Source organism: Natronosporangium hydrolyticum, from assembly GCF_016925615.1.
GTDB classification, from domain to species: domain Bacteria; phylum Actinomycetota; class Actinomycetes; order Mycobacteriales; family Micromonosporaceae; genus Natronosporangium; species Natronosporangium hydrolyticum.
The window spans coordinates 1,064,133-1,087,543 of the sequence record NZ_CP070499.1 but is presented as its reverse complement, the minus strand read 5'-3'; the positions used below and the strand labels follow the sequence as shown (position 1 = coordinate 1,087,543).

Genomic DNA, 23,411 nt, shown 5'->3' with positions numbered 1-23,411 from the left:
CCCCACCAACGTTAAGTCCGGCGGCGTCCTACTCTCCCACACCGTCGCCAGTGCAGTACCATCGGCGCTGGCAGGCTTAGCTACCGGGTTCGGAATGTAACCGGGCGTTTCCCTGCCGCTATGACCGCCGTAACACCTATCCACACCAAAACCGGTGTGCTCAGAATCGTATAGTGGATGCAAACATCAACAAGCGAAAAGTATATGGTCAAGCCCTCGGCCTATTAGTACCAGTCCGTTCAACACATTACTGCGCTTACGCGTCTGGCCTATCAACCCGATAATCTGTCGGGGGCCTTACCCCATCACGTGGGTGGGAGACCTCGTCTAGAAGCAGGCTTCCCGCTTAGATGCTTTCAGCGGTTATCCCTCCCGAACGTAGCCAACCAGCCATGCCCCTGGCAGGACAACTGGCACACCAGAGGTTCGTCCGTCCCGGTCCTCTCGTACTAGGGACAGCCCTTCGCAAGTCTCCAACGCGCGCGGCGGATAGGGACCGAACTGTCTCACGACGTTCTAAACCCAGCTCGCGTGCCGCTTTAATGGGCGAACAGCCCAACCCTTGGGACCTGCTACGGCCCCAGGATGCGACGAGCCGACATCGAGGTGCCAAACCATCCCGTCGATATGGACTCTTGGGGAAGATCAGCCTGTTATCCCCGGGGTACCTTTTATCCGTTGAGCGACACCGCTTCCATACGCCGGTGCCGGGTCACTAGTCCCAGCTTTCGCTCCTGCTCGACCCGTCAGTCTCACAGTCAAGCTCCCTTATGCACTTACACTCAACACCTGGTTGCCGACCAGGCTGAGGGAACCTTTGGGCGCCTCCGTTACATTTTGGGAGGCAACCGCCCCAGTTAAACTACCCACCAGACACTGTCCCTGAACCCGATCCAGGGCCCGAAGTTAGATGCCCAGAGAAGCCAGAGTGGTATTTCAACAATGCCTCCACCTCAACTAGCGTCAAAGCTTCACAGGCTCCCACCTATCCTACACAAACCACTCCAAGCACCAATGTCAAGCTGCAGTAAAGGTCCCGGGGTCTTTCCGTCCTGCCGCGCGTAACGAGCATCTTTACTCGTAATGCAATTTCGCCGGGCCTGTGGTTGAGACAGTGGGGAAGTCGTTACGCCATTCGTGCAGGTCGGAACTTACCCGACAAGGAATTTCGCTACCTTAGGATGGTTATAGTTACCACCGCCGTTTACTGGCGCTTCAGTTCACCGCTTCACCCCGAAAGGCTAACAGCTCCCCTTAACGTTCCAGCACCGGGCAGGCGTCAGTCCATATACCGCGTCTTACGACTTCGCATGGACCTGTGTTTTTAGTAAACAGTCGCTTCCCCCTGGTCTCTGCGGCCACCCCCAGCTCAAACCGCCAGGGTCATCACCAGAAGTGGCCCCCCTTCTCCCGAAGTTACGGGGGCAATTTGCCGAGTTCCTTAACCACAGTTAACCCGCTCGCCTCGGTATTCTCTACCTGACCACCTGTGTCGGTTTAGGGTACGGGCCGCGGCAGACTCGCTAGAGGCTTTTCTCGGCAGCATAGGATCACTGACTTCACCTGAATCGGCTCCGCATCACGCCTCACCCACATGCACCACGGATTTACCTATGGTGCGGGCCACACGCTTGCCCCGGCACAACCACCGGCCGGGCTCAGCTACCTTCCTGCGTCACCCCATCACTCGACTACTACCATCCAGGTTCCCACGCAAACCAACCATCACCACCCGAAGGCAGCAACAGAAGACTCGGATGGTTAGCACAAACGGATTCATCGTTGGACGCCTACACGCGGGTACGGGAATATCAACCCGTTGTCCATCGACTACGCCTCTCGGCCTCGCCTTAGGTCCCGACTCACCCAGGGCAGACGAGCTTGACCCTGGAACCCTTGGTCATCCGGCGGCAGGGATTCTCACCCTGCATTCGCTACTCATGCCTGCATTCTCACTCCCGCCGCCTCCACGACTCCCTCACAGGGCCGCTTCTCCGGCGACGCGACGCTCCCCTACCCATCCACACACCTGCACCCACCACACAACATGGCAGGCGAAGCACACGTGCAGATGCCACAGCTTCGGCGGTGTACTTAGCCCCGCTACATTATCGGCGCAGAACCACTTGACCAGTGAGCTATTACGCACTCTTTCAAGGATGGCTGCTTCTAAGCCAACCTCCTGGTTGTCTCCGCGACTCCACATCCTTTTCCACTCAGCACACACTTAGGGGCCTTAGCTGGCGATCTGGGCTGTTTCCCTCTCGACTATGAAGCTTATCCCCCACAGTCTCACTGCCGCGCTTCACTTACCGGCATTCGGAGTTTAGCTGACTTCGGTAACCCGGTAAGGCCCCTAGGCCATCCAGTGCTCTACCTCCGGCAAGAAACACACGACGCTGCACCTAAATGCATTTCGGGGAGAACCAGCTATCACGAAGTTTGATTGGCCTTTCACCCCTAACCACAGGTCATCCCCCAGCTTTTCAACGCTGGTGGGTTCGGCCCTCCACACCGTCTTACCGGCGCTTCAGCCTGCCCATGGCTAGATCACTCCGCTTCGGGTCCAGAACACGCGACTCAACGCCCTATTCAGACTCGCTTTCGCTACGGCTACCCCACCCGGGTTAACCTCGCCACGCACCACTGACTCGCAGGCTCATTCTTCAAAAGGCACGCCATCACCACACCACCACACAAGGCAGCAACACAGCTCTGACGGATTGTAGGCAGACGGTTTCAGGTACTATTTCACTCCCCTCCCGGGGTACTTTTCACCTTTCCCTCACGGTACTCGTGCACTATCGGTCACCAGGAAGTATTCAGCCTTACCAGATGGTCCTGGCAGATTCACGGCAGGTTCTCGGAGCCCACCGCTACTCGGGAACACGCACAAGGCAGCCTGACAGCTTTCACCTACCGGACTATCACCGTCTACGGTCCTGCTTCCCAACAGATTCGGCTAACCATCAGAACAAACCCCGCCCAGGTGTCAGCCCAGACGACGCACACGCCCCACAACCCCGACCACGCAACCCCTGACAGGTATCACACGCAACCGGTTTAGGCATCCTCCGCTTTCGCTCGCCACTACTCACGGAATCACTATTGTTTTCTCTTCCTACGGGTACTAAGATGTTTCACTTCCCCGCGTACCCTCCTACACCCTATGAATTCAGATGCAGGTGACACCACACAACTGGTGCCGGGTTACCCCATTCGGACACCCTGGGATCACAGCTCGGTTGACAACTCCCCCAGGCCTATCGCGGCCTCCCACGTCCTTCATCGGCTCCTGGTGCCAAGGCATCCACCGTCAGCCCTTAGACACTTGACCACAAAAACACTTAAAAGATGCTCGCATCCACTATACAAATCTCAACACACCAGCCACACACCACCAACAACCCCACCAACCGGCAGAACCATCAGCAGCGCCAGCCAAGAAAACAAACCCCACACAACCGTGAGCTTGTTCCCTCACAACCCGACAGGATGCCCCAGCAGACCGCACCACACACTCGCACCACCACAACAGCAGCGCACAGAGTGTCTCCCTAGAAAGGAGGTGATCCAGCCGCACCTTCCGGTACGGCTACCTTGTTACGACTTCGTCCCAATCGCCAGCCCCACCTTCGACGGCTCCCCCCCACAAGGGGTTAGGCCACCGGCTTCGGGTGTTGCCGACTTTCATGACGTGACGGGCGGTGTGTACAAGGCCCGGGAACGTATTCACCGCAGCGTTGCTGATCTGCGATTACTAGCGACTCCGACTTCACGGGGTCGAGTTGCAGACCCCGATCCGAACTGAGACCGGCTTTAAGAGATTCGCTCCACCTCACGGTATCGCAGCCCTCTGTACCGGCCATTGTAGCATGCGTGAAGCCCTGGACATAAGGGGCATGATGACTTGACGTCGTCCCCACCTTCCTCCGAGTTGACCCCGGCAGTCTCCCATGAGTCCCCACCATTACGTGCTGGCAACATAGGACAAGGGTTGCGCTCGTTGCGGGACTTAACCCAACATCTCACGACACGAGCTGACGACAGCCATGCACCACCTGCACCGGACGCCCGAAGGCACCCCCCATCTCTGGAGGATTTCCCGGCATGTCAAACCCAGGTAAGGTTCTTCGCGTTGCATCGAATTAATCCGCATGCTCCGCCGCTTGTGCGGGCCCCCGTCAATTCCTTTGAGTTTTAGCCTTGCGGCCGTACTCCCCAGGCGGGGCGCTTAATGCGTTAGCTACGGCACAGAAACCCGGGAAGGGTCCCCACACCTAGCGCCCAACGTTTACAGCATGGACTACCAGGGTATCTAATCCTGTTCGCTCCCCATGCTTTCGCTCCTCAGCGTCAGTATCGGCCCAGAGACCCGCCTTCGCCACCGGTGTTCCTCCTGATATCTGCGCATTTCACCGCTACACCAGGAATTCCAGTCTCCCCTACCGAACTCAAGCCTGCCCGTATCGACCGCCAACCCACAGTTGAGCTGCAGAATTTCACGATCGACGCAACAAGCCGCCTACGAGCTCTTTACGCCCAATAAATCCGGACAACGCTTGCGCCCTACGTCTTACCGCGGCTGCTGGCACGTAGTTGGCCGGCGCTTCTTCTGCTCCTACCGTCACCCCGAAAGGCTTCGTCAGAGCCGAAAGAGGTTTACAACCCGAAGGCCGTCATCCCCCACGCGGCGTCGCTGCGTCAGGCTTTCGCCCATTGCGCAATATTCCCCACTGCTGCCTCCCGTAGGAGTCTGGGCCGTGTCTCAGTCCCAGTGTGGCCGGTCGCCCTCTCAGGCCGGCTACCCGTCACCGCCTTGGTAGGCCATCACCCCACCAACAAGCTGATAGGCCGCGAGCCCATCCCCTACCGGCCGAAGCCTTTCCACCTCCCACCATGCAGCGGAAGGTCATATCCGGTATTAGCCCCCGTTTCCGAGGGTTATCCCAAAGTAGAGGGCAGGTCACTCACGTGTTACTCACCCGTTCGCCGCTCGAGCACCCCCGAAAGGGCCTTTCCGCACGACTTGCATGTGTTAAGCACGCCGCCAGCGTTCGTCCTGAGCCAGGATCAAACTCTCCAACAAAAAATCCTGGCAGAAATCACACACCATGATCCCCACCAGACAAATACAGTCCGGCGCGGACCACCAAAAGCATCCTGTCGAGATATCAAGAAACAAACACACACCGCTGATCCGACCCCATCTCTGGGGAAGATCCTCAGGGCAACCCGTGTAACTCTACCCGGGCGGCGGGACTGTGTCAACCCCGCCCCCGGCTCCCGTTCGTCCTTCCGGACTCCCGCTTGCCGGGCCGAGATGGAACTCTAGCGGACCCACAAGACCGATGCAACCCGGGGGGTCACACTATTTTCGGTAGCCACAGCAACACCACCGGTAACAACACCAACACCCACAACAAGCGACGGCCCCGGCCCCACCGCAGTGGGACCAGGGCCGTCGAGCGGTCCGGTTGATGCCCGGTCGATTACGCCTCGGCGTGGAAGAAACCCCAGGCCAGGTTGCCGGCACGGCCACCGTCGACCCAGTGCCGAAGGCCGGCCTTCATCCGGGTGCGGTACGCCTCGCTCACGTGGCCATCCAGCTCACCCTCACGGCGCTCCAGCTCCTCCAGCACCCGCTGATAGTGATTGGCCAGCTGCACGGACTCGTCGTGGAAGTCGACCGCCTTCACCCCCAGCCGGTACAGCTGCCGCCGGTAGAAGCCCGGCGAGCCCATCGACTCCAGCTGGAGCCGTTCGAGGATCGGCGTCAGCGCCGCCGGCGCGGTGTTGTCGGCCGACATCGGGTCGGTGAAGATCAACTCACCACGAGGGCGCAGCACCCGCACCACCTCCTCCAGCACCCGACCACGGTCGCCGCTGTGCAGGAAGGCGTCCTGGGACCACACGACGTCGTACGCGTTGTCCTCGAACGGCAGATCCTCGAATGATCCGTCTACCACCTCGACGAGCCCGGCAAGCCCTTGCTCGCGGTTGAGCTCCCGGTTCCGGGCATTCTCCACCTCGCTGAGGTTGAGACAGGTGACCCGGCAACCATAGGTCTTCGCCAGGTAACGCGCCGCTCCGCCGTAGCCGGCACCGACGTCGAGCACCCTGGTGTCCGCGGTCAGCCGTACCCGGCTCGCCATCCGCTCGACGGTCCGGCGGCTGGCGACCGCGATCTCCTCGGTCGGTGACTCGTAGAGGCCGACGTGGATATCCTCGCCACCCCAGATGATGGCGTAGAAGTTGTCCGCGTCCTCGGAGTTGTAGTAATCCCGGGCGGTGTTCACCGCCGAGGAGTACACCTGGGCCAACTCCTCGTCCCGCCGGTAGGCCTTCTCCGCGACGTGGATGAAGAAGTCCGGATCGTGCTTGGCGTAGGTCTCCTGGAAGTCCCCGTACGTCTCGACCCGCTGGAAGCCGACCTCCCGCATGAGCCGCCGGGTGTAGTCCTTCCGCAGCGGGTACATGTTGAGGTGGTACTGCGAACCGTCGTCGTGGAAGGTGTACCGGAACCTGGCCAGCCCCTCGTCGACATGCTCCGGCTCCGCGGACACGTTCTCGCCGCAGTAGTAGTAGGTGTGCTTGCTGGAGAATCCGTCGTCCAGGATCGCGTCGTAGTTGCGCTGATCGAGGATGAGGACACCATCATGCTTCAACATCGCATAGAACTCGGCCAGTGCCTTGCGCCGGTCGCGTTCGGAGAAGAGATGGGTGAAGGAGTTTCCAAGACAGACGATGGCGTCGTACTCGCCATGAACGTCGCGGTTCAGCCACCGCCAGTCAGCGTGCACCACCCGGAGGATGTGACCGCCGTAGGACAGACCGTTCGCGAAGGCCTTCGCCAGCATCTCCGGGCTACCGTCGGCGCTGACCGTCTCGAAGCCCTCCTCCAGGAGCCGGACCGAGTGGAACCCGGTCCCGGTGGCGACGTCCAGCACCTTCCGTACGCCCCGTGCCTTCAACTGGTCGGTGAAGAAGGTGCCCTCGCTCTCGGTGCGCTTCTTCCAATCGATCAGTTGATCCCACTTCTCCACGAAGTCGGTGACGTACTCCGCAACGTAGTGGTCGGTTTCACGGACTTCCAACGGCTTGTCACCGAAGTCCTGTGGAGCATCAGAGTCCAATGGTGACTCGGGGGGCGCCTCCGCCACCGCTCGTTGATTACCGTCGTGGTCTGTTCCCATGCTCGCTCCCGAGTGTTCATGCAGCACCGGGCGAGTGGCGGTCGCCACTGCTCCGGCGCTGACCTGGACCGCTCGTACACTGAGTCCGCAGAAGGGGAAACCCTGCTGGCGGGCCGGTAGCGGCCCGCAACGGACGCCGCGGCACAAGCCGGCTAGGGGGTCAGCTCGATGCGACGTCCGCCGGTACCCGCTGGTCGCCCTCGACCAGCTCCGCGCGGCCTCCCAGGTACTCAACTGGCCGCGCGATGTTAGCCACGCTAAAGGATTCCCTGGCCAACCGCAACAGTCGGTGGTCGGCCGACGCCACGAAGAGGCGCTCTCACCTCGACAAACAGGAACCGCTCAGGTTCGCGGTGACCGGCTGTGACGGCGCCGAAGCATGGTCGGTCGCGGCCACCAACGACACACGACTCGCCCGATCACATCGGCCACACCGTACGCCCGGGAGTCGTCTGCTGTAAAGGAATTGTCCGACTCGACCCACCAGCCGTCGCTGTGCCGACGAATCGCCCGCTTGACCACGAGCAGGTCTGGCCGGCTACGAAACCGCGCCACCACAACCTCGCCGCACCGCACCTGCCCCCGCCGGCGTACCAGGATGGCGTCGCCGTGGCGCAGGGTCGGCGCCATCGACGGACCTGCGACCTGCGCAACGAACATGACCACTCCGACCAGAATGTGACATTGCCGCGGGTCGGGGCCCGCGTCGTCGGGTTACCGAGTAGGGTCGATGATAAGAGGATCATCGCAAGAATCACGGTATTTCATCCCAATGGAGGGACCCGATGCGACTGCCGCGCATGCTGACTCCGCGCGTGACCGTCCGTGCCCACTGCGACCTGCCGTGCGGGGTCTACGACCCGGCACAGGCACGGATCGAAGCGGAGTCCGTCAAGGCGATCTGTGAGAAGTACCAGGCCAGCGAAGACCCGGAGTACCGCACCCGGGCATTGATCATCAAGGAAGAGCGGTCCGAGCTGGTCAAGCATCACCTGTGGGTGCTCTGGACCGACTACTTCAAGCCGCCGCACTTCGAGAAGTACCCGCACCTGCACCAGCTCTTCAACGAGGCGACCAAACTGGCCGGCGCGAGCGGGGCAAAGGGCTCCACCGACGTCGACGTGGCCGAGCAGCTCCTCGGGAAGATCGACGAAATCTCGAAGATCTTCTGGGAGACCAAGCAGGGGTGACCGGCGGGCACGCACCGGCGATCGCGTCGGCCGACGTCGTCTTACTGACGGTGCCGGCCGACGGCGCTTATCTAGGAGTGCTCCGGACCGCCGCCGCCGGATTGGCGGCCCGGTTGCACTTCACCCTCGACGAGATCGAAGATCTCCGGATCGCCGTGGACGAGGCCTGCGCGATGCTGATCCGACTCGCCGTCCCGGGCTCGGACCTGAGCTGCCGGTTCGCGCTCACCGGTGATGAGCTGGCGGTAGAGGTGGCGGTCCCCACCACCGCGACGGCGGCGCTGCCCGCGACATCTTCGTTCACCTGGAAGGTGTTGACTTCGTTGGCGAGCGCCGCCGCCGCGTCGGTGGCGGACCAGCGGGCGAGTATCACCATGACCGCCCGCCGGGCGGAGAGCTGACCGACCGCGATCGGCCGCGATCAGCTGGCGAGTTCGCGGTTGGTACTCGGAGTAAGCAACAAGGTGACGATCGCGATGCACAGCACCGCCAGCGGCACCCCGAGCAGTGCGCTGCCACCGGTAGCCAGGACGTAGGCGAACATCAGCAGGAGCAGCTGGAGCACGATGGCCGGGGCACGGGCCCGTGGCTTGCGGCGGGCCAACGCCACTGCCACGCCGGCCAACCCGGCCGCTAGCAACGCTACATAGCCCGCGAGCGCCAACGCGTCGACCAGGCTGGCGGGTTCCGCCGCGAGCCCTTCATATCCGAAGAACCCCGCGATCACGGTGGCCACCACCGCCTCTGCCGCGAGCAACCACACCGCCCACCGCAGTGGGCCAGGCAGGTCGGTCAGGAACACGGCAAAGACCTTACCGGCAGGTACCGCCCGCACCCGCAACGGCACAGCCACCCCGGCCGCGCTGCGAAGGGGATACGCTTCGGCCATGCGTGCGCTGCTCGTGGTCAACCAACAGGCCACCACTACCAGCCGACGCAGCCGGGATGTCCTGGCGCGGGCGCTGCGGAGCGCGGTGGATCTCGAGGTGGCCTACACGCGACGACGGGACCACGCCACCACGCTCGCCCGAGAGGCCGCTGCGGAGGCCGGTTTGGTGGTGGTACACGGCGGCGATGGCACGGTGAATGAGGTCGTCAACGGTCTGTTGACGGTAGGGGAGCGCGCCACCGACCGGCCCGCGTTGGCGGTGGTCCCGGGTGGCTCGACGAACGTCTTCGCCCGAGCGCTCGGCCTGCCCGGCGACTGGGCGGAGGCTACCGGGGCGATTCTGGAGGCGCTGCGCGACGACCGCACCCGGACCATCGGCCTGGGTCGGGCGGATGACCGCTATTTCACCTTCTGCGCCGGTCTGGGCCTGGACGCGGCCGTGGTGCGCCGGGTCGAGCAGGCGCGACGCCGGGGTCGCACCTCCAACCCGTGGCTTTACGCCCGCGCGACCGCCCGCCAGTTCGTGGCAGACCGCCGACGGCCGGCACCGATCACCGTTGAAGTGCCCGGCGGCGGGCGCGACCCCCACGCCCGGCTCGGCGCCGTAGCCACCGTGATCGTGCAGAACACCGCGCCCTGGACCTACCTGGGCCCGCGCCCGATAGACCCCAATCCGGAGGCGTCGTTCGATCTCGGGTTGGACGTGATGGCGTTGGCCTCTTCGGGCCTGGCGGGTACGGCGCGGACCTTCGGTCAGCTGCTCGCTGCCCGGCGCGCCCCGCACGGACGGCAGGTGCACCGGTGGCATGATCTCTCGGAGTTGGTCCTCCGGTCCGAGACCCCGCAGCCGTTCCAGGTTGACGGCGATTACCTCGGGGAACGAGAGAAGATCCAGCTCACAGCCGCGCCGGAGGCGCTTCGCGTGTGCTGCTGAGGGTCCGCCCGGAGGCGCTCTGCCGGATTCGCTAAGCGCCGGTAGGATCGCTGCCCGGGCAGCCCGAGACACGACCGGCATGACACGGGCCACGAAATACTGGCAAAGCCGAGCAGACCGTACTACATTGACTAGCGGCTGTCGCTGTCAGGGGGCTGGCACGGCCAGCGATTCGGGACAAACCGGTCGTGAGCTTACTCACCCAACCGGCCATTTTCCCGGGTCACCCCTTGACATTGCGGCAGTTCGTGAAAGCACTCACAAGCGGACCGCAAACGGGGGCTCATCGTCTGCTCACGCGTACCGGTCGCAGCGGGACGCCGACTGCGACGGGTCTCCGCGGACGTCCAAAGCACAATCCAAGCATTCACTCACTGAACAAGGAGCGTAGCCGCCATGGACTGGCGCCACCGTGCTGCCTGCCGAGACGAGGATCCGGAGCTGTTCTTCCCGATCGGGACGTCCGGCCCGGCTCTGTTGCAGGTCGAGCAGGCCAAGGCGGTCTGTCGGCGTTGTCCGGTCACGGAGGAGTGCCTACGTTGGGCACTCGAATCGGGCCAGGACGCCGGCGTATGGGGCGGAATGAGTGAGGAGGAACGGCGAGCGGTCAAGCGCCGCGGTGCCGTTCGACTCGGTGCGCATTCGTTCTGAACTCTCAGACCAGCAGCTCGACGCCCCGGTGGCCGATCGGCCCCGGGGCGTTCTGTTGCGCAGAATCAAACACGCTGCGCTGACCGCGCAATCACCGACACCACAGGGCATCTCGTGGTGGGCTATAGCAAGTGGATGGCCACCGGTCAGGCCGTGACGAGCAGGTCGACGCCCAGTGACAGCCGCTCTGGACTAGCCACCCCCGCATGTAGATCATCCAACCGGGACATGATGAGCCGCACCAGTTCCGGGGCGGTGCCCAGCGGTTCCGCAACCGCCACCGCGCCAGCGGTGCGCGCCCCCTGGGCCGCCGCCCGGTAAAGCCGGCCAGTGGCCAGAAAATAGGCCGCCACCCCGACCCGCGTCGCACCCTGGGCACGGAGCGTCCGAACTGCGGTGCCCGGATCCGGCGCCGCGGCTGATGCGTAGGCCGCCACACACGGCAGCCCCAGGGCGTCGCCCAGGACGGTCGCGGCAGACTCGACAGTGGCGCGCGCGCCGGCGTCTTTGGTGCCCGCCGCAGCCAACACCAGCCCGTCCACCCCGGCGCTCCCGGCGAGGGACTCAGCCAGTCGACGCCGCAGCCCGCCAAGCAACCAGTGCGGCACCGTACCAGCGACCGGCCCCAGCACCGCGCTGACGCGTACCGGCGGCAGGGTGCCACGCTCCTCCGCCGCCGTGAGCATCGCCGGCAGGTCGACCCGATGGTGGTAGGCGGCGGTGAGTAACAACGGCACCACCGTCACCCCGACCACCCCGGCACCCGCCAACGCGACCAGCTCGTCGTCCGGCCGTGGGTCGGTGTGGTCGAGGTAGGCGGTTCGTACCACCATCTCCGGCCGTGCCCTAGCCAGCTCTGCGGCGAGCGCCCGGGTCGTGCTCGCCGCCTGCGGATCGGCGCTGCCATGGGCGACCAGCAACACCGCCTCCCGGCCGGCGAGGTCCGCCGGCGACATCAGAGGTGGAGCCCGCACTCGGTCTTGTCGAACATCGCCCACCGGCCGGCGCGGTGATCCTCCCCCGCAGTGGTACGCCTGGTGCATGGCCAGCAACCGACCGAACCATAACCCTGCCGGAGCAACGGATTGACCGGCACATCCCACCGTGCGATGTAGGCGTCCACATCGGCTTGATTCCAGTCGGCGAGCGGATTGACCTTCACTTTGCCGCGCGATGCTTCGAAGTGGACCACTGGCGTGTTGGCCCGGGTGGGCGACTCGTCGCGACGCAGCCCTGCTGCCCACGCGTCGTAGTCGCCCAGAGCCCGCTCCAGCGGCTCGACCTTACGGATCGCGCAGCACTCGTCGGGCGCTCGGGAGAACAACCGCGGGCCGTGCTCACCGTCCTGTTGGCCGACGGTCAACCGGGGGCGGATCGACCGGACCCGCACCGGCAAGGTCTCGACCACCCGGTCCCGCACCCGGAGCGTCTCCGGAAAGTGCAGACCGGTGTCGAGGAATACCACCTCGGTCCCTGGGGCCACCCGGGAGACCAGATGCACCAGCACCGCGTCAGCGAACGAACTGGTGACACAGAACCGGGCGCCGAAAGTGCCCGCCGCCCACTGGACGATCTGCTCCGCGCTGGCGCCCTCCAACCGGCGACCAGCCTCAGCAGCCAGGTCGATCAGTTCGTCGACGCCCCGCGCGGGGGTGGTGGTCCTCGTCGCAGTCACCGAAGTTCCTCCTCATCTGCGCGCAGCACCCATTCAGCGAATGATTCGTCGTCCTTGCGCCCGGCCACGTAATGGCCGGCGAGCCGGGCAACGTACTCGGGAAGCTCCTCGGCGGTGGTCTTCAGGCCACGCACCTTGCGGCCGAAGCTCGCCTCCTGGCCCTCGCGCAACGCGAGACCGCCGCCGAGATGCACCTGGAAGCCTTCGACCTGCCGGCCCTGCGCATCCATCACGATCTGCCCCTTCAGGCCGATGTCCCCCACCTGGGTACGGGCGCAGGCGTTGGGGCAGCCGTTGATGTTGATCGTGATGTCGGCGTCGCTGTCGGCGAGCACCTGCTCCAACCGGGCCACCAGGTCGTTCGCGAGGGTTTTGGTCTCGACGATCGCCAGCTTGCAGTATTCGATGCCGGTGCAGGCCATCACTCCCCGCCGGACCGCCGACGGCCGCGCCTGCAGCCCGAGTTCGGCGAGCGCGGAGATCAGCGACTCGGTCCGCTCCGGCGGGACATCGAGCACCAGCACCTTCTGGTACGCGGTCAGTCGGACCCGGCCGGAGCCGTGCGCCTCGGCGACGTCGGCCAGCTGCGCCAGCAGCGTCCCGGAGACCCGGCCGGCCACCGGGGTAGCGCCGACGTAGCGCCGGCCGTCCTTCTGCTCGTGCACGCCCACATGGTCGATCGGCCGGGAGGGCAGCGGCGGCGCGGGCCCGTCGACCAGCCGGCGGTGTAGATACTCGGACTCGAGCACCTCCCGGAACTTCTCCACCCCCCAGTCTGCGACCAGGAACTTCAACCGCGCCTTGTGGCGTAGCCGGCGGTAGCCGTAGTCGCGGAACAGGCCGGTGACACCGGCCCAGACCTCGGGCACCTCGGCCAGCGGCACCCAGACGCCGAGCCGCTTGGCCAACATCGGATTGGTGGAGAGTCCGCCCCCCACCCACAGGTCGAACCCAGGACCGTGCTCGGGGTGCACCGCCCCCAAGAACGAGATGTCGTTGATCTCATATGGCAGGTCGGGCAGCCACGCCACCGCCGACTTGAACTTACGAGGCAGATTGGAGAACTCCTCACTGCCGACGTACCGGTCGACGATCTCCCGAATCGCCGGGGTGCCGTCCAGCTCCTCCGCGGCCGCCACGCCGGCCACGGAGCTGCCGAGCACCACTCGGGGAGCGTCACCACACGCCTCCGTCGTCTGCAGCCCCACCGCTTCCAGCCGGCGCCAGATCTCCGGCACGTCCTCGATCCGCACCCAGTGCAGCTGCACATTCTGCCGATCGGTCAGGTCCGCGGTGTCCCGGCCGTAGCGCTGCGAGAGCTCCGCGATGGTCCGCAGCTGGGCAAGATCCAGCTGGCCGCCGTCGATCCGCACCCGCAGCATGAAGTACTCGTCTTCGAGCTCCTCCGGCTCCAGCAGCGCCGTGCGGCCACCGTCGATCCCGGGCCGGCGCTGAGTGTAGAGCCCGAACCAGCGGAACCGGCCGCGGAGATCCTGCGGGTCGATGCTGGCGAACCCGCGGTGAGCGTAGATGTTCTCGATCCGCGCCCGCACGTGCAGCGGATCGTCGTCCTTCTTGGCTCGCTCGTTGGGGTTGAGCGGCTCGCGGTGCCCCACCGCCCACTGACCTTCCCCACGTGGTCGTCGGGGCCCGTTGGTGACCGTCATCTGTCGTCCTTTGCGATCGCGGTGGCGCTGAGCAGGGGGCTTTGGAAGCTCCGAGCACCACTCGGCTGGACGCGACTACGGCGTCGGGAGGGGAGCCCGGCGGGCACGCCCCGTCACAGAGAGCTAGGGGCGGCTAACCGGCCGGACAGATCGCGCTGCGGACACGGCCATAGTCGACGTGACGGCGGGAGGTCAACCCGCTCGACGTCGAGGTGGCGGCGTGGCGCGCGAGGCTGGTCACGCCGTTTACTGTCTCATGCCGGCGGCCCGCCGTCCACCGCCGAGCAGCCACCTCCCAGATACCGAGAGGTACCTTCCGGACACGCCACCGCTCAACCGGGCGCGACGGCCCCACCGGTGCGGGTCAACGGCACCACCAACTCCGCCTCGGTGCCGCCACCGGCGCGGGGCCGAAGGTCGATCTCGCCCCGCAACTCGCCGGTGGCGAGGGTACGGACGATCTGTAGACCGAGCCGGTCCCTCGGCGGACCGTCGAAATCCGCTGGCAACCCCGCACCGGTATCGACCACGGTCACGGTCAGCTCCCGCCGGCCACGGCGGACATTAACCACCACCTCGCCCTCGTCACCCTCGGCGAAGCCATGCTCGACCGCGTTCAGCAGTAGCTCGTTGAGGATCATCACCAGCGGCGTGGCCACCTCGGCGGGGAGCGTGCCGAAACTCCCGGAACGGCGGACCTCCACCTTCGCTTCCGGCACCGCCACCTCCGCCGCCGCGGCGGCCACCCGGTCGGCGACGGTGTCCAGCTCCACCGCGTCGTCGCTAGTCATCGACAGGGTCTCATGGACGAACGCGATCGACGCCACCCGGCGTACCGACTCCTCCAGCGCCGACCGCGCCTCCACCGCGTTCACCCGCCGGGCCTGTAGCCGCAGCAGCGCCGCGACCGTCTGCAGGTTGTTCTTCACCCGGTGATGGATCTCACGGATAGTGGCGTCCTTGGTGACCAGCGCCCGGTCCCGCGCCCGCACCTCGGTCACATCGCGGACCAACACCAACGCCCCGATCGGAACGCCCGCAGGGATCAGCGGCAACGCCCGGGTGAGCACACTGGCGTCCCGCACCGAGATCTCCCGGCGGGCCGGGGCGTCGCCGCGCAGCGCCGCCAGCACCCGGGCCGCCGCCTCCGAGCCCGCCAGCGGATCCTCTGCCAACCGACTGATCAACGCCGCGAGGTCCTCGCCGACCAGGTGAGCGGTGAGCCCCAACCGGCGAAACGCCGACTGCGCGTTCGGGCTGGCGTAGGTCACCTTGCCCGCCGCGTCCAGCCGGACCAGGCCGTCGCCGACCCGAGGGGCGCTGGTCGTCTCGCCCCGGTGCCGTGGCGGCGGGAAGGTGCCGTCGGCCACCATCTGGGCGAGATCGTCGGCGCTGGTGAGGTAGTTGAGCTCCAGATGGCTCGGGGTGCGGGCGGTGGTCAGATTGGTGTCCCGGGCCGCCACCGCGATCACCGTCCCCGGCTCCCCCTCGACGGTGCGCCGCCGAACTGGGATCGCCTCATGGCGCGCCGGAGTGTCTCCGTACCAGACCGGGTCGCCCTCGCGCCAGATTCGGCCCTGGGTGAGCGCGACCGCCAGGTGCGCCACCTCCGGTCCGCTGCGTAACCGCCCCACCTGGTCATCCTGGTAAGCGGTGGCGGCGGTGGTAGGCCGGACCTGGGCCACGCAGACAAACGCCGGACCCCGAGTAGTCGGGTCACCCCCCTCGACCGGCACCCAGAGCACCAGATCGGCGAAGGAAAGATCGGAGATCAGCTGCCAGTCGCCAGCGAGCCGATGCAGGTGATCGATGTCTTCCGAGTTCAGGCTGGTGTGCTCCTCCACCAGCATCCGCAGCGTCGACACGAGCTATCGTACCCAGCTGCCGCGAGCTGCGGCCGCCATAGCTCGACTCCACCTGATCATCAAGAACGGCTATCGCGTAGTGGTGATCTTCTGCAGGCCACGCGGCGAATCTGGATTCTCGCCGCGGGCCAACGCCAACGCCAACGCCAACTGCTGCAGCGGGAGGATGTCGAGCAGCGGGGCGTGGCGCTCATCCAACGCCGGCACCCGCAGCTGCGCCGCCGCACCTTCGACCGGGCTCGGCCCGACCGCGACCACATCCGCCCGCCGCTCCCCCAGCCGAGTCAACACCTCCCGCATCGCGGTGCCGCCTGGGCCTTCGCCCACCACCGCCAGCACGGGAACGTCCGGATCAGTCATCGCCAGCGGGCCGTGCAGCAGATCCGCCCCGGAAAAGGCCAGCGCGGCCAGGTACGAGGTCTCCATCAGCTTCAGCGCGGCCTCCCGGACCGTCGGGTACGCGTACCCGCGGCCGGTGGTGACCAGCCGGGCGGCGAACCGGTACCGCTCGGCGAGTTCGGTGGCGGTGGGGTCGGCCAGGGTGAGCGCGGCCAGCTCTGGCAGGACCGCCAGCGTGGCCCGCTCCTGCGCGGGCAGCGCGCCGTCGCCCGCCCGAACCCCCTCGACCAGCATGAGCAGCGCCAACAGTTCGGCGGTGTAGGTCTTGGTGGCGGCGACCGCCCGCTCCGGCCCGGCCGCCACGTCGATGGCGAGTTCAGCCGCCTCGGCCAGCGACGAACCGGGCTGGTTGGTGACCGCCACCGTCAGCGCACCGGCCGCCCGGGCCACCCGGAGCACCTCCACCAGGTCCGGTGACCCCCCGCTCTGGCTGACCCCGATCACCAGCGCCTCCGACAGGTCGGGGCGGGCGCCGTAGAGCGTGATGCCGCTCGGGGAGGCCAGGGCCGCCGGCAGGCCCAGCCGGATCTCGGTCAGGTACGCGCCGTAGAGGGCGGCGTGGTCGGAGGTGCCGCGGGCGGTGAGCACCACGTGGCGCGGCTGGCGCGCCGCCACCCGGGCAGCGACCGCTGCGATCGCGTCGGCGTGCTCCGGTTCGCTGAGCCGGGCGTAGACCTCGGGCTGCTCGCCGATGTCCACCGCCATACCGGTTCCCTTGGTCACACCGGATCCTTTCTTATCTACCCTCGTCGTCAGACCGCCCGGTGCCGACCTCCGGGGCGGGGGTCGGGCCCGCCAGCTGGTACCGGAACGCCAACAGCCGGATCCCCGGCTGCGGGTTCCAGTCTTGCTCGGGAATCCGCCGGAAGCCGAGCCGGGTGTAGAGCCGGTGCGCGGCGTCGGCGTTGTCCCGGCTGCAGATCACCACCGCGGTGCGCTGTTGTTCTCGGGCACGCCGCAGGCAGGCCCGGACCAGCGCCTCGCCGACGCCTCGCCGCTGCGCTGTCGGTGCCACCGCCAGGGTGCGGAACTCGGCCTCATCCGGGCCGCACAGCTCGGCGAAGCGGCTGCCGCTGCGCACATAGAGCACCGAGCCGAGCAACGCCGCGCTATCCGGATCGACCGCGACCAGCAGCTCGCCGCCGGCGGCCCGGCCGGCCACGTCGGCGAGCACGGCCTGGTAGGGGCTGCCGGGCGGCAGCTGCTGGTCATCGCGGTAGGCGGTCACGGTCAGCTCGGCGATCCGCCCGAACTCGGCCGGGGTAGCCGGCCGGATCGTGACGCCCTGCCTGCTGGCCCGCGCTCGGCTCATTCGATGACGGCGATCAGGTCGCCCTCCTGCACCACGTCGCCCTCGTTGACAGCGAGCTGGCTGATCGTGCCGTCCGACTCGGCCACGACCGGGATCTCCATCTTCATGGACTCCAGGATCACCAACGTGTCGCCGTCTTCGACCGCGTCACCGACGGACGCTACGACCTTCCACACGTTGGCCACCATCTCGGCTCGGATCTCCTCGGCCATGGGCGGGTACTCCTTAGTGTGTCGCACCGGCAGGACTGCACGCTATCCAACCATGGACCCGATGGGCAGTGCCCGCCCCGCTGGTGGGTGCTCGGCTATGCTGAGGCACCGATCGTAGGAGGTCTGTGAGATGGCCAAGAAGGCACGTAAGCGCAAGGCCCGCAAGAAGAGTTCCGCCAACCACGGCAAGCGGCCGAACGCCAGCTAGGCCGCCGCCTAGCCGGCTCGATCATGGGCTTGGGGACCTGTCGCTCCGGTGACCATGGACCTAAGTTCATGATCGGCGCAGCCGGCCGGCGGGCACAGCGGACGCCGGCATAGCGGTCAGCGCCGGCATAACGGTCAGAGCGCCACCAAACCAGATGAGTTGAGCCGCTCCAGCAGGTCGCTATGTAGCCGCCCGTTGCTCACCACCGCCGACCCGCCGGCCGGACCCGCGTTGCCGTCCAGGTCGGTGAACGTGCCACCGGCCTCGGTCACGATCGGCACCAGCGCCGCCACATCCCACAGCGAGAGCTCCGGCTCGACCATGGCGTCGACCGCCCCCTCGGCCACCAGCATGTGCCCGTAGAAGTCGCCGTAGGCACGGTTACGCCAACTGCTGCGCATGATGTCCAACACCGCTGCCAGCCGCCCGTTCTGCTCCCAGCCGATCAGGTCCGAGTAGCAGAACGACGCGTCGGCGATCCGCTTGACGCCGGAGACCGAGATTGGGCTGGCCGCCGCCGTGTGCCGCCCGGCGTACGCGCCGTGCCCCTTCGCCGCCCACCACCGGCGCCCTAACGCCGGGGCCGACACCAGCCCGACGACCGGTTCGTCGCCCTCCATCAACGCGATAAGCGTCGCCCAGATCGGCACTCCCCGGACAAAATTCTTGGTGCCGTCGATCGGGTCGATCACCCACTGCCGGGAGCCTGGCCCGGCCGCCGCCTCGGTGACCCCGAACTCCTCCCCGAGCACCCCGTCGCGGGGACGGGTGCGGGCTAACGTGGCCCGGAGTGCCCGCTCCACCGCGGTATCGGCGTCGGAGACCGGAGTCAGGTCCGGTTTCGACTCCACGTGCAGGTCCAGCGCCCGGAATCGGGCAGTGGAGATCGAGTCGGCGGCGTCCGCGAGCACATGTGCCAGCGACAGGTCGTCGGAGTACCGGGACGTCTCCCCGTGCCGAGATGTCATGGTCGCAACCTATCGGACCGGACGCTGGGCGTCCTGCTCAGGCGTCACCCGCGCCGCGCGAGCCGAGCAGCCGGCGGTACGAGGCGAGGCGACGCGGGTCGGCGCGGCCCGCCGCCACCCAGGCGTCCAGCCCGCAGCCGGGCCCGCCCAGGTGGTCGCAGCCCGGTGCACATTCGGCGCTGCCCTCCGCCAGGTCGGTGAAGCTCGCCAGCAGGCTGTCCGCCGAGACGTGCGCGAGCCCGAAGCTGCGCACCCCGGGAGTGTCGATGATCCAGCCGGACTCGGGGCCGCTGCCCGGCGAGGCCGGCAGCCGCAGCGCGATCGCGCTGGAGGAGACGTGGCGGCCCTTGCCTACCGCGCTCACCGCACCCACCGCCCGATCGGCCGCCGGCACCAGCCGGTTGACCAGTGTGGATTTGCCCACTCCGGAGTGTCCGACCAGCACTGACATCCGGCCGCGAAGCCGGCGCAGCAGGGGCTCCAACGGGGAGTCGGGCCGACTCAACAGGTACGGCAACGACAGCGCGTTGTAGTAGTCGAGCAGTTCGGCGACGGCCGGGTCGTCAGCGCCAGCGGTAAGGTCGGCTTTGGTCAGGCACAGCAGCGGGTCGATCTCGGCGTCGTAGGCGGCGACCAGACACCGGTCGATGAAGCCGGTACGCGGCGGCGGGTCGGCCAACGCCGAGACGATCACCAGCTGGTCGGCGTTGGCGACCACCACCCGCTCCAGCCGGCCTTCCGGCGTCCGCTGGTCGTCGTCGGCGGTGCGGCGCAGCGTGGAGCGGCGCGGCGCCACCCGGACGATCCGGGCGAGCTGGTCCGGGTCGCCGGAGACGTCCCCCACCAACGCGACCCGGTCGCCCACCACCACCGAGCGGCGGCCGAGTTCGCGGGCGCGCATCGCCGTCACGGCGGTCTCATCCACCACACACTGGTAGCGGCCGAGATGGACGGCGACCACCATCCCCTCGACCGCGTCGGAGTGCCGGGGCCGGGTACGGGTTCGCGGGCGGGAGGAGCGGCCCGGGCGGACCCGGACATCATCCTCGTCGTACTCCCGTGGCCGTGCCACCCTCGCCCCCTCGGCCGCTCAGCCCGCCCCGCCGGGTGCACCGGAGCTGGCCACCATCGCCGCCCAGCGCTGCGGAAAATCGGGCAGCGTCTTGGCGGTACAGCTGGCGTCGGTGAGTCGCACCCCCGGCACCGCGAGTCCGATCACCGCAGCGGCGTGGGCCAACCGGTGGTCGTCGTAGGTTTCGAAGTCGGCGCCGTGCAGCGGGCGCGGGGTAATGGTGAGCCCGTCCGGCTCCTCCGTGACCGAACCACCGAGTCGCAGAAGCTCCCGACTCAGCGCCGCGATCCGGTCGGTTTCGTGGCCGCGGATGTGAGCGACGCCCCACAACCGCGAGGGCTGGTCCGCCAGCGCGCAGACCGCGGCGATCACCGGCGTCAGTTCGCTCACGTCGGACAGATCGGCCTCGATCCCCCGGATCTCCCCGCTGCCGCGGACGGTGAGCCCGCGCTGGTCCAGCGTGCAGGTCGCCCCGAACCGGGTCAGCAGGTCCCGCAGCTGGTCTCCCGGCTGGGTGGTGGTGTGCGGCCAGCCCTCGACGGTCACCTCGCCGCCGGTCACCAGGGCCGCGGCCAGGAACGGCGCCGCCCCCGAGAGGTCCGGCTCGATCTCCCAGGCTCGGCCGGGCAGCCGACCCGGGGCGACCGTCCAGACGTCCGGCTTCCGGTCGTCGACGCCAGCACCGGCGGCTCGCAACATCTCGACGGTCATCCGCAGGTGCGGCCGGGAGGGCAGCGCCGGCCCCACATGCCGGACCACCACACCCTGCCGGTACCGCGGCGCGGCGAGCAGCAGGCCGGAGACGAGTTGGCTGGAGGCGGAGGCGTCGAGGGTCAGCTCGCCACCCTCGACCGAGCCACGTCCCTGCACGGTGACCGGCAGCCCGCCGTGCGGGCCCGCCGCCACCTCGACGCCAGCGGTCCGCAGCGCGTCGATCAGCGGCCGCAGCGGCCGCAGCCGGGCGCGTGCGTCGCCATCGAAGGTCACGTCACCGGTGGCGAGCCCGGCGACCGGCGGCAGAAACCGCATCACCGTACCGGCGAGACCGACATCGATGTGGGCCGGACCGGTGAGCGGGCGCGGGCGCACCAGCCACTGCTCGTCATCCATCGTGGACACATAGCAGCCCAGCGCCCGCAGGCCGCTGGTCATCAGCTCGGTGTCGCGGGCGTGGAGCGGGCCGTGGATCGTCGAGGGCCCGTCCGAGATGGCGGCGAGCACCAGCGCGCGGGCGGTCATCGACTTGGAGCCGGGCAACGAGACCGACCCGCGTACGGGCGCGGCGGCGACCGGCGCCGGCCAGGGCGACCCGGCCTCCGGTCCGGCGGCGGTGGGTGTCTGCACCCGTACATTGTGCCGTTCCGGTCGGGTGGGTCGGTGCAGCAGCCCTCGATCGGGCGCGGCTACCCCGCCGCCAGGGCGGTTACGCTGTCGCCATGTGCGGACGGTATGCGACAACCCGCAGCGCCGCCGAGCTCCGGACACTCTTTGCGGCGACGGCCGAGGCGCACCGCCCGGCGACCCGCGAGGGCCCGGCGGCCGGCCAAGAGCGGGCGGACGGTGACCCGGCCGACGGCGGGCCGCGAACCGCCGCGGACTGGCCGTTGCCGCGTTACAACGTCGCGCCGACTGATTTGGCGCCGCTGATCCGGATCGACCCGGACGCTCCGGGGCGGGTGTTGTCGCTGGGACGGTGGGGGCTGGTTCCGCACTGGGCGAAGGACCCGCGGATCGGCGCCCGAATGATCAACGCCCGGGTGGAGACGGTAGCCACCTCCCGGGCGTACGCCGCTGCGTTCGCGTCCCGACGCGCACTGGTCCCGGTGGACGGCTGGTTCGAGTGGCGCCGGTTGCCAGGTGGCGGCAAGCAGCCGTACTTCATCACCCCCGGCGACGGGGCAGTGCTCGCCCTCGCTGGGCTCTGGAGCGGCGGGGAGGGCCGGCGATACCCGCTGTCCTTCACCGTCATCACCACCGCCGCCGCGGGGGAGCTCCAATGGATCCACGACCGGATGCCGATCCTGCTGGCGCCGGATCAGTGGGCTTCGTGGTTGGCCGCCACCCCTTCCCCGCCGCCTACCCCGTCCGCCGACCTCGTCGCCGGGCTGGAGCTGCGACCGGTCGGGCCGGCGGTCGGCAACGTCCGAAACGACGGCCCGGAGCTGCTGGCACGGATCGATGTGGACAACCCACCGGCGGCGGTCGAACCGACGCTCTTCTAAGCCCTCGGACCGGCCCCGGCGGCGACCTCCGCCCGTGCCCATATTTCCCCAATTAGAGACGGTTCCCGAGACAGATTTTGGCCAATCTTGGGGCTAGCTCTTGTCTCCGGTCTCCGTTGTGCGATACAACACAGCGCCGGAGGAACGTTTCCCGTGAGGGAGGTGGGTCAGTTGACACGGGCGCGCACGCCCCGGCCGCACGAGGTTGATGAGGCGCGCCGCGATGAGCGGTTGCTCCGCGCGCTGCGAGAGGGTGGCCGCGATCCGGCCTGGCGCACCCGTGGTGCCTGCCAGCATGTGGATCCGGAGACGTTCTTTCCCGCACCGAGCGAGCCAGCCGACGCGGCGGTCGCCATGTGCCGGCCGTGCCCGGTGCAGGGCGCGTGTCTCGCCTGGGCGCTACAGGCCGGCGATCTACACGGCGTCTGGGGCGGCACCACCGCCCGGGAGCGACGGGCCATGGCGGTGGTGTGGCACAGCGAGGAGCAAGGATCGCCAGCGCCGGAGCTGCCCGCCAACCAGCCGGTGGTAGCCACCGCGGCGGCCGCGGGGCCAGTGCTGGCCGAGTCGGTCGGCCGCCGGCCCCACGCGGCTACCACCGATACCGCCGGGTTGCCGGGGCTGCCGGTGGGCGCGTCGATGGACCGCGCGGAGTTGCTCCGGCTGGTGAACGCCGGGTGACCCTTCCTGACTCCACGGGCTGGCGGGTGAGCCGGCCGAGAGCCAGGAAGGGTCGGGAGGTTGACGCGGTCAGCCAGTCGGCCCAAAACGCTTGTTTTGCTCTGTTTTGTCGCTTTCGTACCGTTTAACGAGCGGGTCCGCCGGCGGTAACGAACCGGTCGGCCGCACGCGGCGGAATGGTCCCGCCCGCGGCGGCGTTGTGGTCATCAGACGCGGCGCGACGAGCCGGCGGGTAGCTGACCCGGGCCGGCGCGCCGAGCTTGTGAGAGC

Annotated in this window: 19 protein-coding genes, 3 rRNA genes and 1 pseudogene; 7 read left to right on the top strand and 16 right to left on the bottom strand. The window is 67.5% G+C overall.

Annotation, left to right across the window (positions count from 1 at the left end; translation table 11 throughout):
• Positions 1 to 15: 15 nt before the first annotated feature.
• From rrf to JQS43_RS05025, 5 genes are all read right to left on the bottom strand, one after another.
• Positions 16 to 132, bottom strand: a 5S ribosomal RNA gene (gene rrf, locus JQS43_RS05045).
• A 72-nt stretch (positions 133 to 204) separates the two neighbouring features.
• Positions 205 to 3,337, bottom strand: a 23S ribosomal RNA gene (locus JQS43_RS05040).
• 224 nt (positions 3,338 to 3,561) lie between these two features.
• Positions 3,562 to 5,089: ribosomal RNA gene (locus JQS43_RS05035) — 16S ribosomal RNA — on the bottom strand.
• Together the 16S, 23S and 5S rRNA genes form the textbook arrangement of a ribosomal RNA operon.
• 403 nt (positions 5,090 to 5,492) lie before the next feature.
• Positions 5,493 to 7,196, bottom strand: a complete 1,704-nt coding sequence (locus JQS43_RS05030) for a glycine/sarcosine N-methyltransferase (protein ID WP_239677887.1) — start codon at positions 7,194 to 7,196, stop codon at positions 5,493 to 5,495.
• A 342-nt stretch (positions 7,197 to 7,538) separates the two neighbouring features.
• Positions 7,539 to 7,874 carry a S24 family peptidase gene (locus JQS43_RS05025; RefSeq protein ID WP_275581076.1) on the bottom strand — a complete coding sequence of 112 codons (336 nt, stop codon included), beginning with the start codon at positions 7,872 to 7,874 and terminating at the stop codon, positions 7,539 to 7,541.
• 107 nt (positions 7,875 to 7,981) lie between these two features.
• Between JQS43_RS05025 and sodN the strand changes: the two genes are divergently transcribed.
• Both sodN and JQS43_RS05015 read left to right on the top strand, forming a co-directional pair.
• Positions 7,982 to 8,386, top strand: a complete 405-nt coding sequence (sodN, locus tag JQS43_RS05020) for a superoxide dismutase, Ni (RefSeq protein ID WP_239677885.1) — start codon at positions 7,982 to 7,984, stop codon at positions 8,384 to 8,386.
• Positions 8,383 to 8,787, top strand: a complete 405-nt coding sequence (locus tag JQS43_RS05015) for an ATP-binding protein (RefSeq protein WP_239677884.1) — start codon at positions 8,383 to 8,385, stop codon at positions 8,785 to 8,787. The genes sodN and JQS43_RS05015 overlap by 4 nt, the downstream gene beginning before the upstream one ends.
• Before the next feature lie 20 nt (positions 8,788 to 8,807).
• Here the strand turns inward: JQS43_RS05015 and JQS43_RS05010 are convergent, their stop codons facing one another.
• A complete protein-coding gene (locus JQS43_RS05010; RefSeq protein WP_239677883.1) occupies positions 8,808 to 9,275 on the bottom strand; it encodes a hypothetical protein in 468 nt (155 codons plus the stop codon).
• On the opposite strand from JQS43_RS05010, the gene JQS43_RS05005 reads away from it, so the two are divergent.
• The gene (locus JQS43_RS05005; protein ID WP_239677882.1) at positions 9,274 to 10,209 is read left to right on the top strand and encodes a diacylglycerol/lipid kinase family protein; all 936 of its coding nucleotides are present in this window, start codon (positions 9,274 to 9,276) and stop codon (positions 10,207 to 10,209) included. The genes JQS43_RS05010 and JQS43_RS05005 overlap by 2 nt on opposite strands.
• Positions 10,210 to 10,605: 396 nt before the next feature.
• The gene (locus JQS43_RS05000; protein ID WP_239677881.1) at positions 10,606 to 10,860 is read left to right on the top strand and encodes a WhiB family transcriptional regulator; all 255 of its coding nucleotides are present in this window, start codon (positions 10,606 to 10,608) and stop codon (positions 10,858 to 10,860) included.
• A 146-nt stretch (positions 10,861 to 11,006) separates the two neighbouring features.
• Here the strand turns inward: JQS43_RS05000 and JQS43_RS04995 are convergent, their stop codons facing one another.
• From JQS43_RS04995 to JQS43_RS04965, 7 genes are all read right to left on the bottom strand, one after another.
• Complete coding sequence (locus JQS43_RS04995) at positions 11,007 to 11,816, bottom strand: sirohydrochlorin chelatase (RefSeq protein ID WP_239677880.1); 810 nt, start codon at positions 11,814 to 11,816, stop codon at positions 11,007 to 11,009.
• A complete protein-coding gene (locus JQS43_RS04990) occupies positions 11,816 to 12,535 on the bottom strand; it encodes a phosphoadenylyl-sulfate reductase (RefSeq protein WP_239677879.1) in 720 nt (239 codons plus the stop codon). Before JQS43_RS04990 ends, JQS43_RS04995 begins: the two co-directional genes overlap by 1 nt.
• A complete protein-coding gene (locus JQS43_RS04985; RefSeq protein WP_239677878.1) occupies positions 12,532 to 14,202 on the bottom strand; it encodes a nitrite/sulfite reductase in 1,671 nt (556 codons plus the stop codon). The genes JQS43_RS04990 and JQS43_RS04985 overlap by 4 nt, the downstream gene beginning before the upstream one ends.
• Before the next feature lie 332 nt (positions 14,203 to 14,534).
• Complete coding sequence (locus JQS43_RS04980) at positions 14,535 to 16,067, bottom strand: sensor histidine kinase (RefSeq protein WP_239677877.1); 1,533 nt, start codon at positions 16,065 to 16,067, stop codon at positions 14,535 to 14,537.
• 69 nt (positions 16,068 to 16,136) lie between these two features.
• Complete coding sequence (locus JQS43_RS04975; RefSeq protein WP_239679320.1) at positions 16,137 to 17,171, bottom strand: SIS domain-containing protein; 1,035 nt, start codon at positions 17,169 to 17,171, stop codon at positions 16,137 to 16,139.
• A gap of 31 nt (positions 17,172 to 17,202) precedes the next feature.
• Entirely contained in the window at positions 17,203 to 17,778 is a 576-nt protein-coding gene (locus tag JQS43_RS04970) for a GNAT family N-acetyltransferase (RefSeq protein ID WP_239677876.1), read from the bottom strand.
• Entirely contained in the window at positions 17,775 to 17,990 is a 216-nt protein-coding gene (locus JQS43_RS04965) for a biotin/lipoyl-binding carrier protein (RefSeq protein ID WP_239677875.1), read from the bottom strand. The genes JQS43_RS04970 and JQS43_RS04965 overlap by 4 nt, the downstream gene beginning before the upstream one ends.
• A gap of 130 nt (positions 17,991 to 18,120) precedes the next feature.
• Between JQS43_RS04965 and JQS43_RS26245 the strand changes: the two genes are divergently transcribed.
• Positions 18,121 to 18,198, top strand: a complete 78-nt coding sequence (locus tag JQS43_RS26245; protein ID WP_420847679.1) for a 50S ribosomal protein bL37 — start codon at positions 18,121 to 18,123, stop codon at positions 18,196 to 18,198.
• A gap of 134 nt (positions 18,199 to 18,332) precedes the next feature.
• Here JQS43_RS26245 and hisN read toward each other — a convergent pair whose 3' ends face one another.
• The 3 genes from hisN to aroA form a co-directional block, all read right to left on the bottom strand.
• Entirely contained in the window at positions 18,333 to 19,166 is an 834-nt protein-coding gene (hisN, locus tag JQS43_RS04960; protein ID WP_239677874.1) for a histidinol-phosphatase, read from the bottom strand.
• A 37-nt stretch (positions 19,167 to 19,203) separates the two neighbouring features.
• Positions 19,204 to 20,130 carry a ribosome small subunit-dependent GTPase A gene (gene rsgA / locus JQS43_RS04955; protein WP_239679319.1) on the bottom strand — a complete coding sequence of 309 codons (927 nt, stop codon included), beginning with the start codon at positions 20,128 to 20,130 and terminating at the stop codon, positions 19,204 to 19,206.
• Between the two features lie 126 nt (positions 20,131 to 20,256).
• Positions 20,257 to 21,582: a 3-phosphoshikimate 1-carboxyvinyltransferase gene (gene aroA / locus JQS43_RS04950; protein ID WP_239677873.1), complete on the bottom strand. Its 1,326-nt coding sequence runs from the start codon at positions 21,580 to 21,582 to the stop codon at positions 20,257 to 20,259.
• A 92-nt stretch (positions 21,583 to 21,674) separates the two neighbouring features.
• Between aroA and JQS43_RS04945 the strand changes: the two genes are divergently transcribed.
• Together JQS43_RS04945 and JQS43_RS04940 are read left to right on the top strand one after the other, a co-directional pair.
• Positions 21,675 to 22,460, top strand: a complete 786-nt coding sequence (locus tag JQS43_RS04945; protein ID WP_239677872.1) for an SOS response-associated peptidase — start codon at positions 21,675 to 21,677, stop codon at positions 22,458 to 22,460.
• Positions 22,461 to 22,631: 171 nt separating this feature from the next.
• A pseudogene (locus JQS43_RS04940) lies at positions 22,632 to 22,976 on the top strand (WhiB family transcriptional regulator); the annotation flags it as partial.
• Positions 22,977 to 23,411 lie beyond the last annotated feature (435 nt).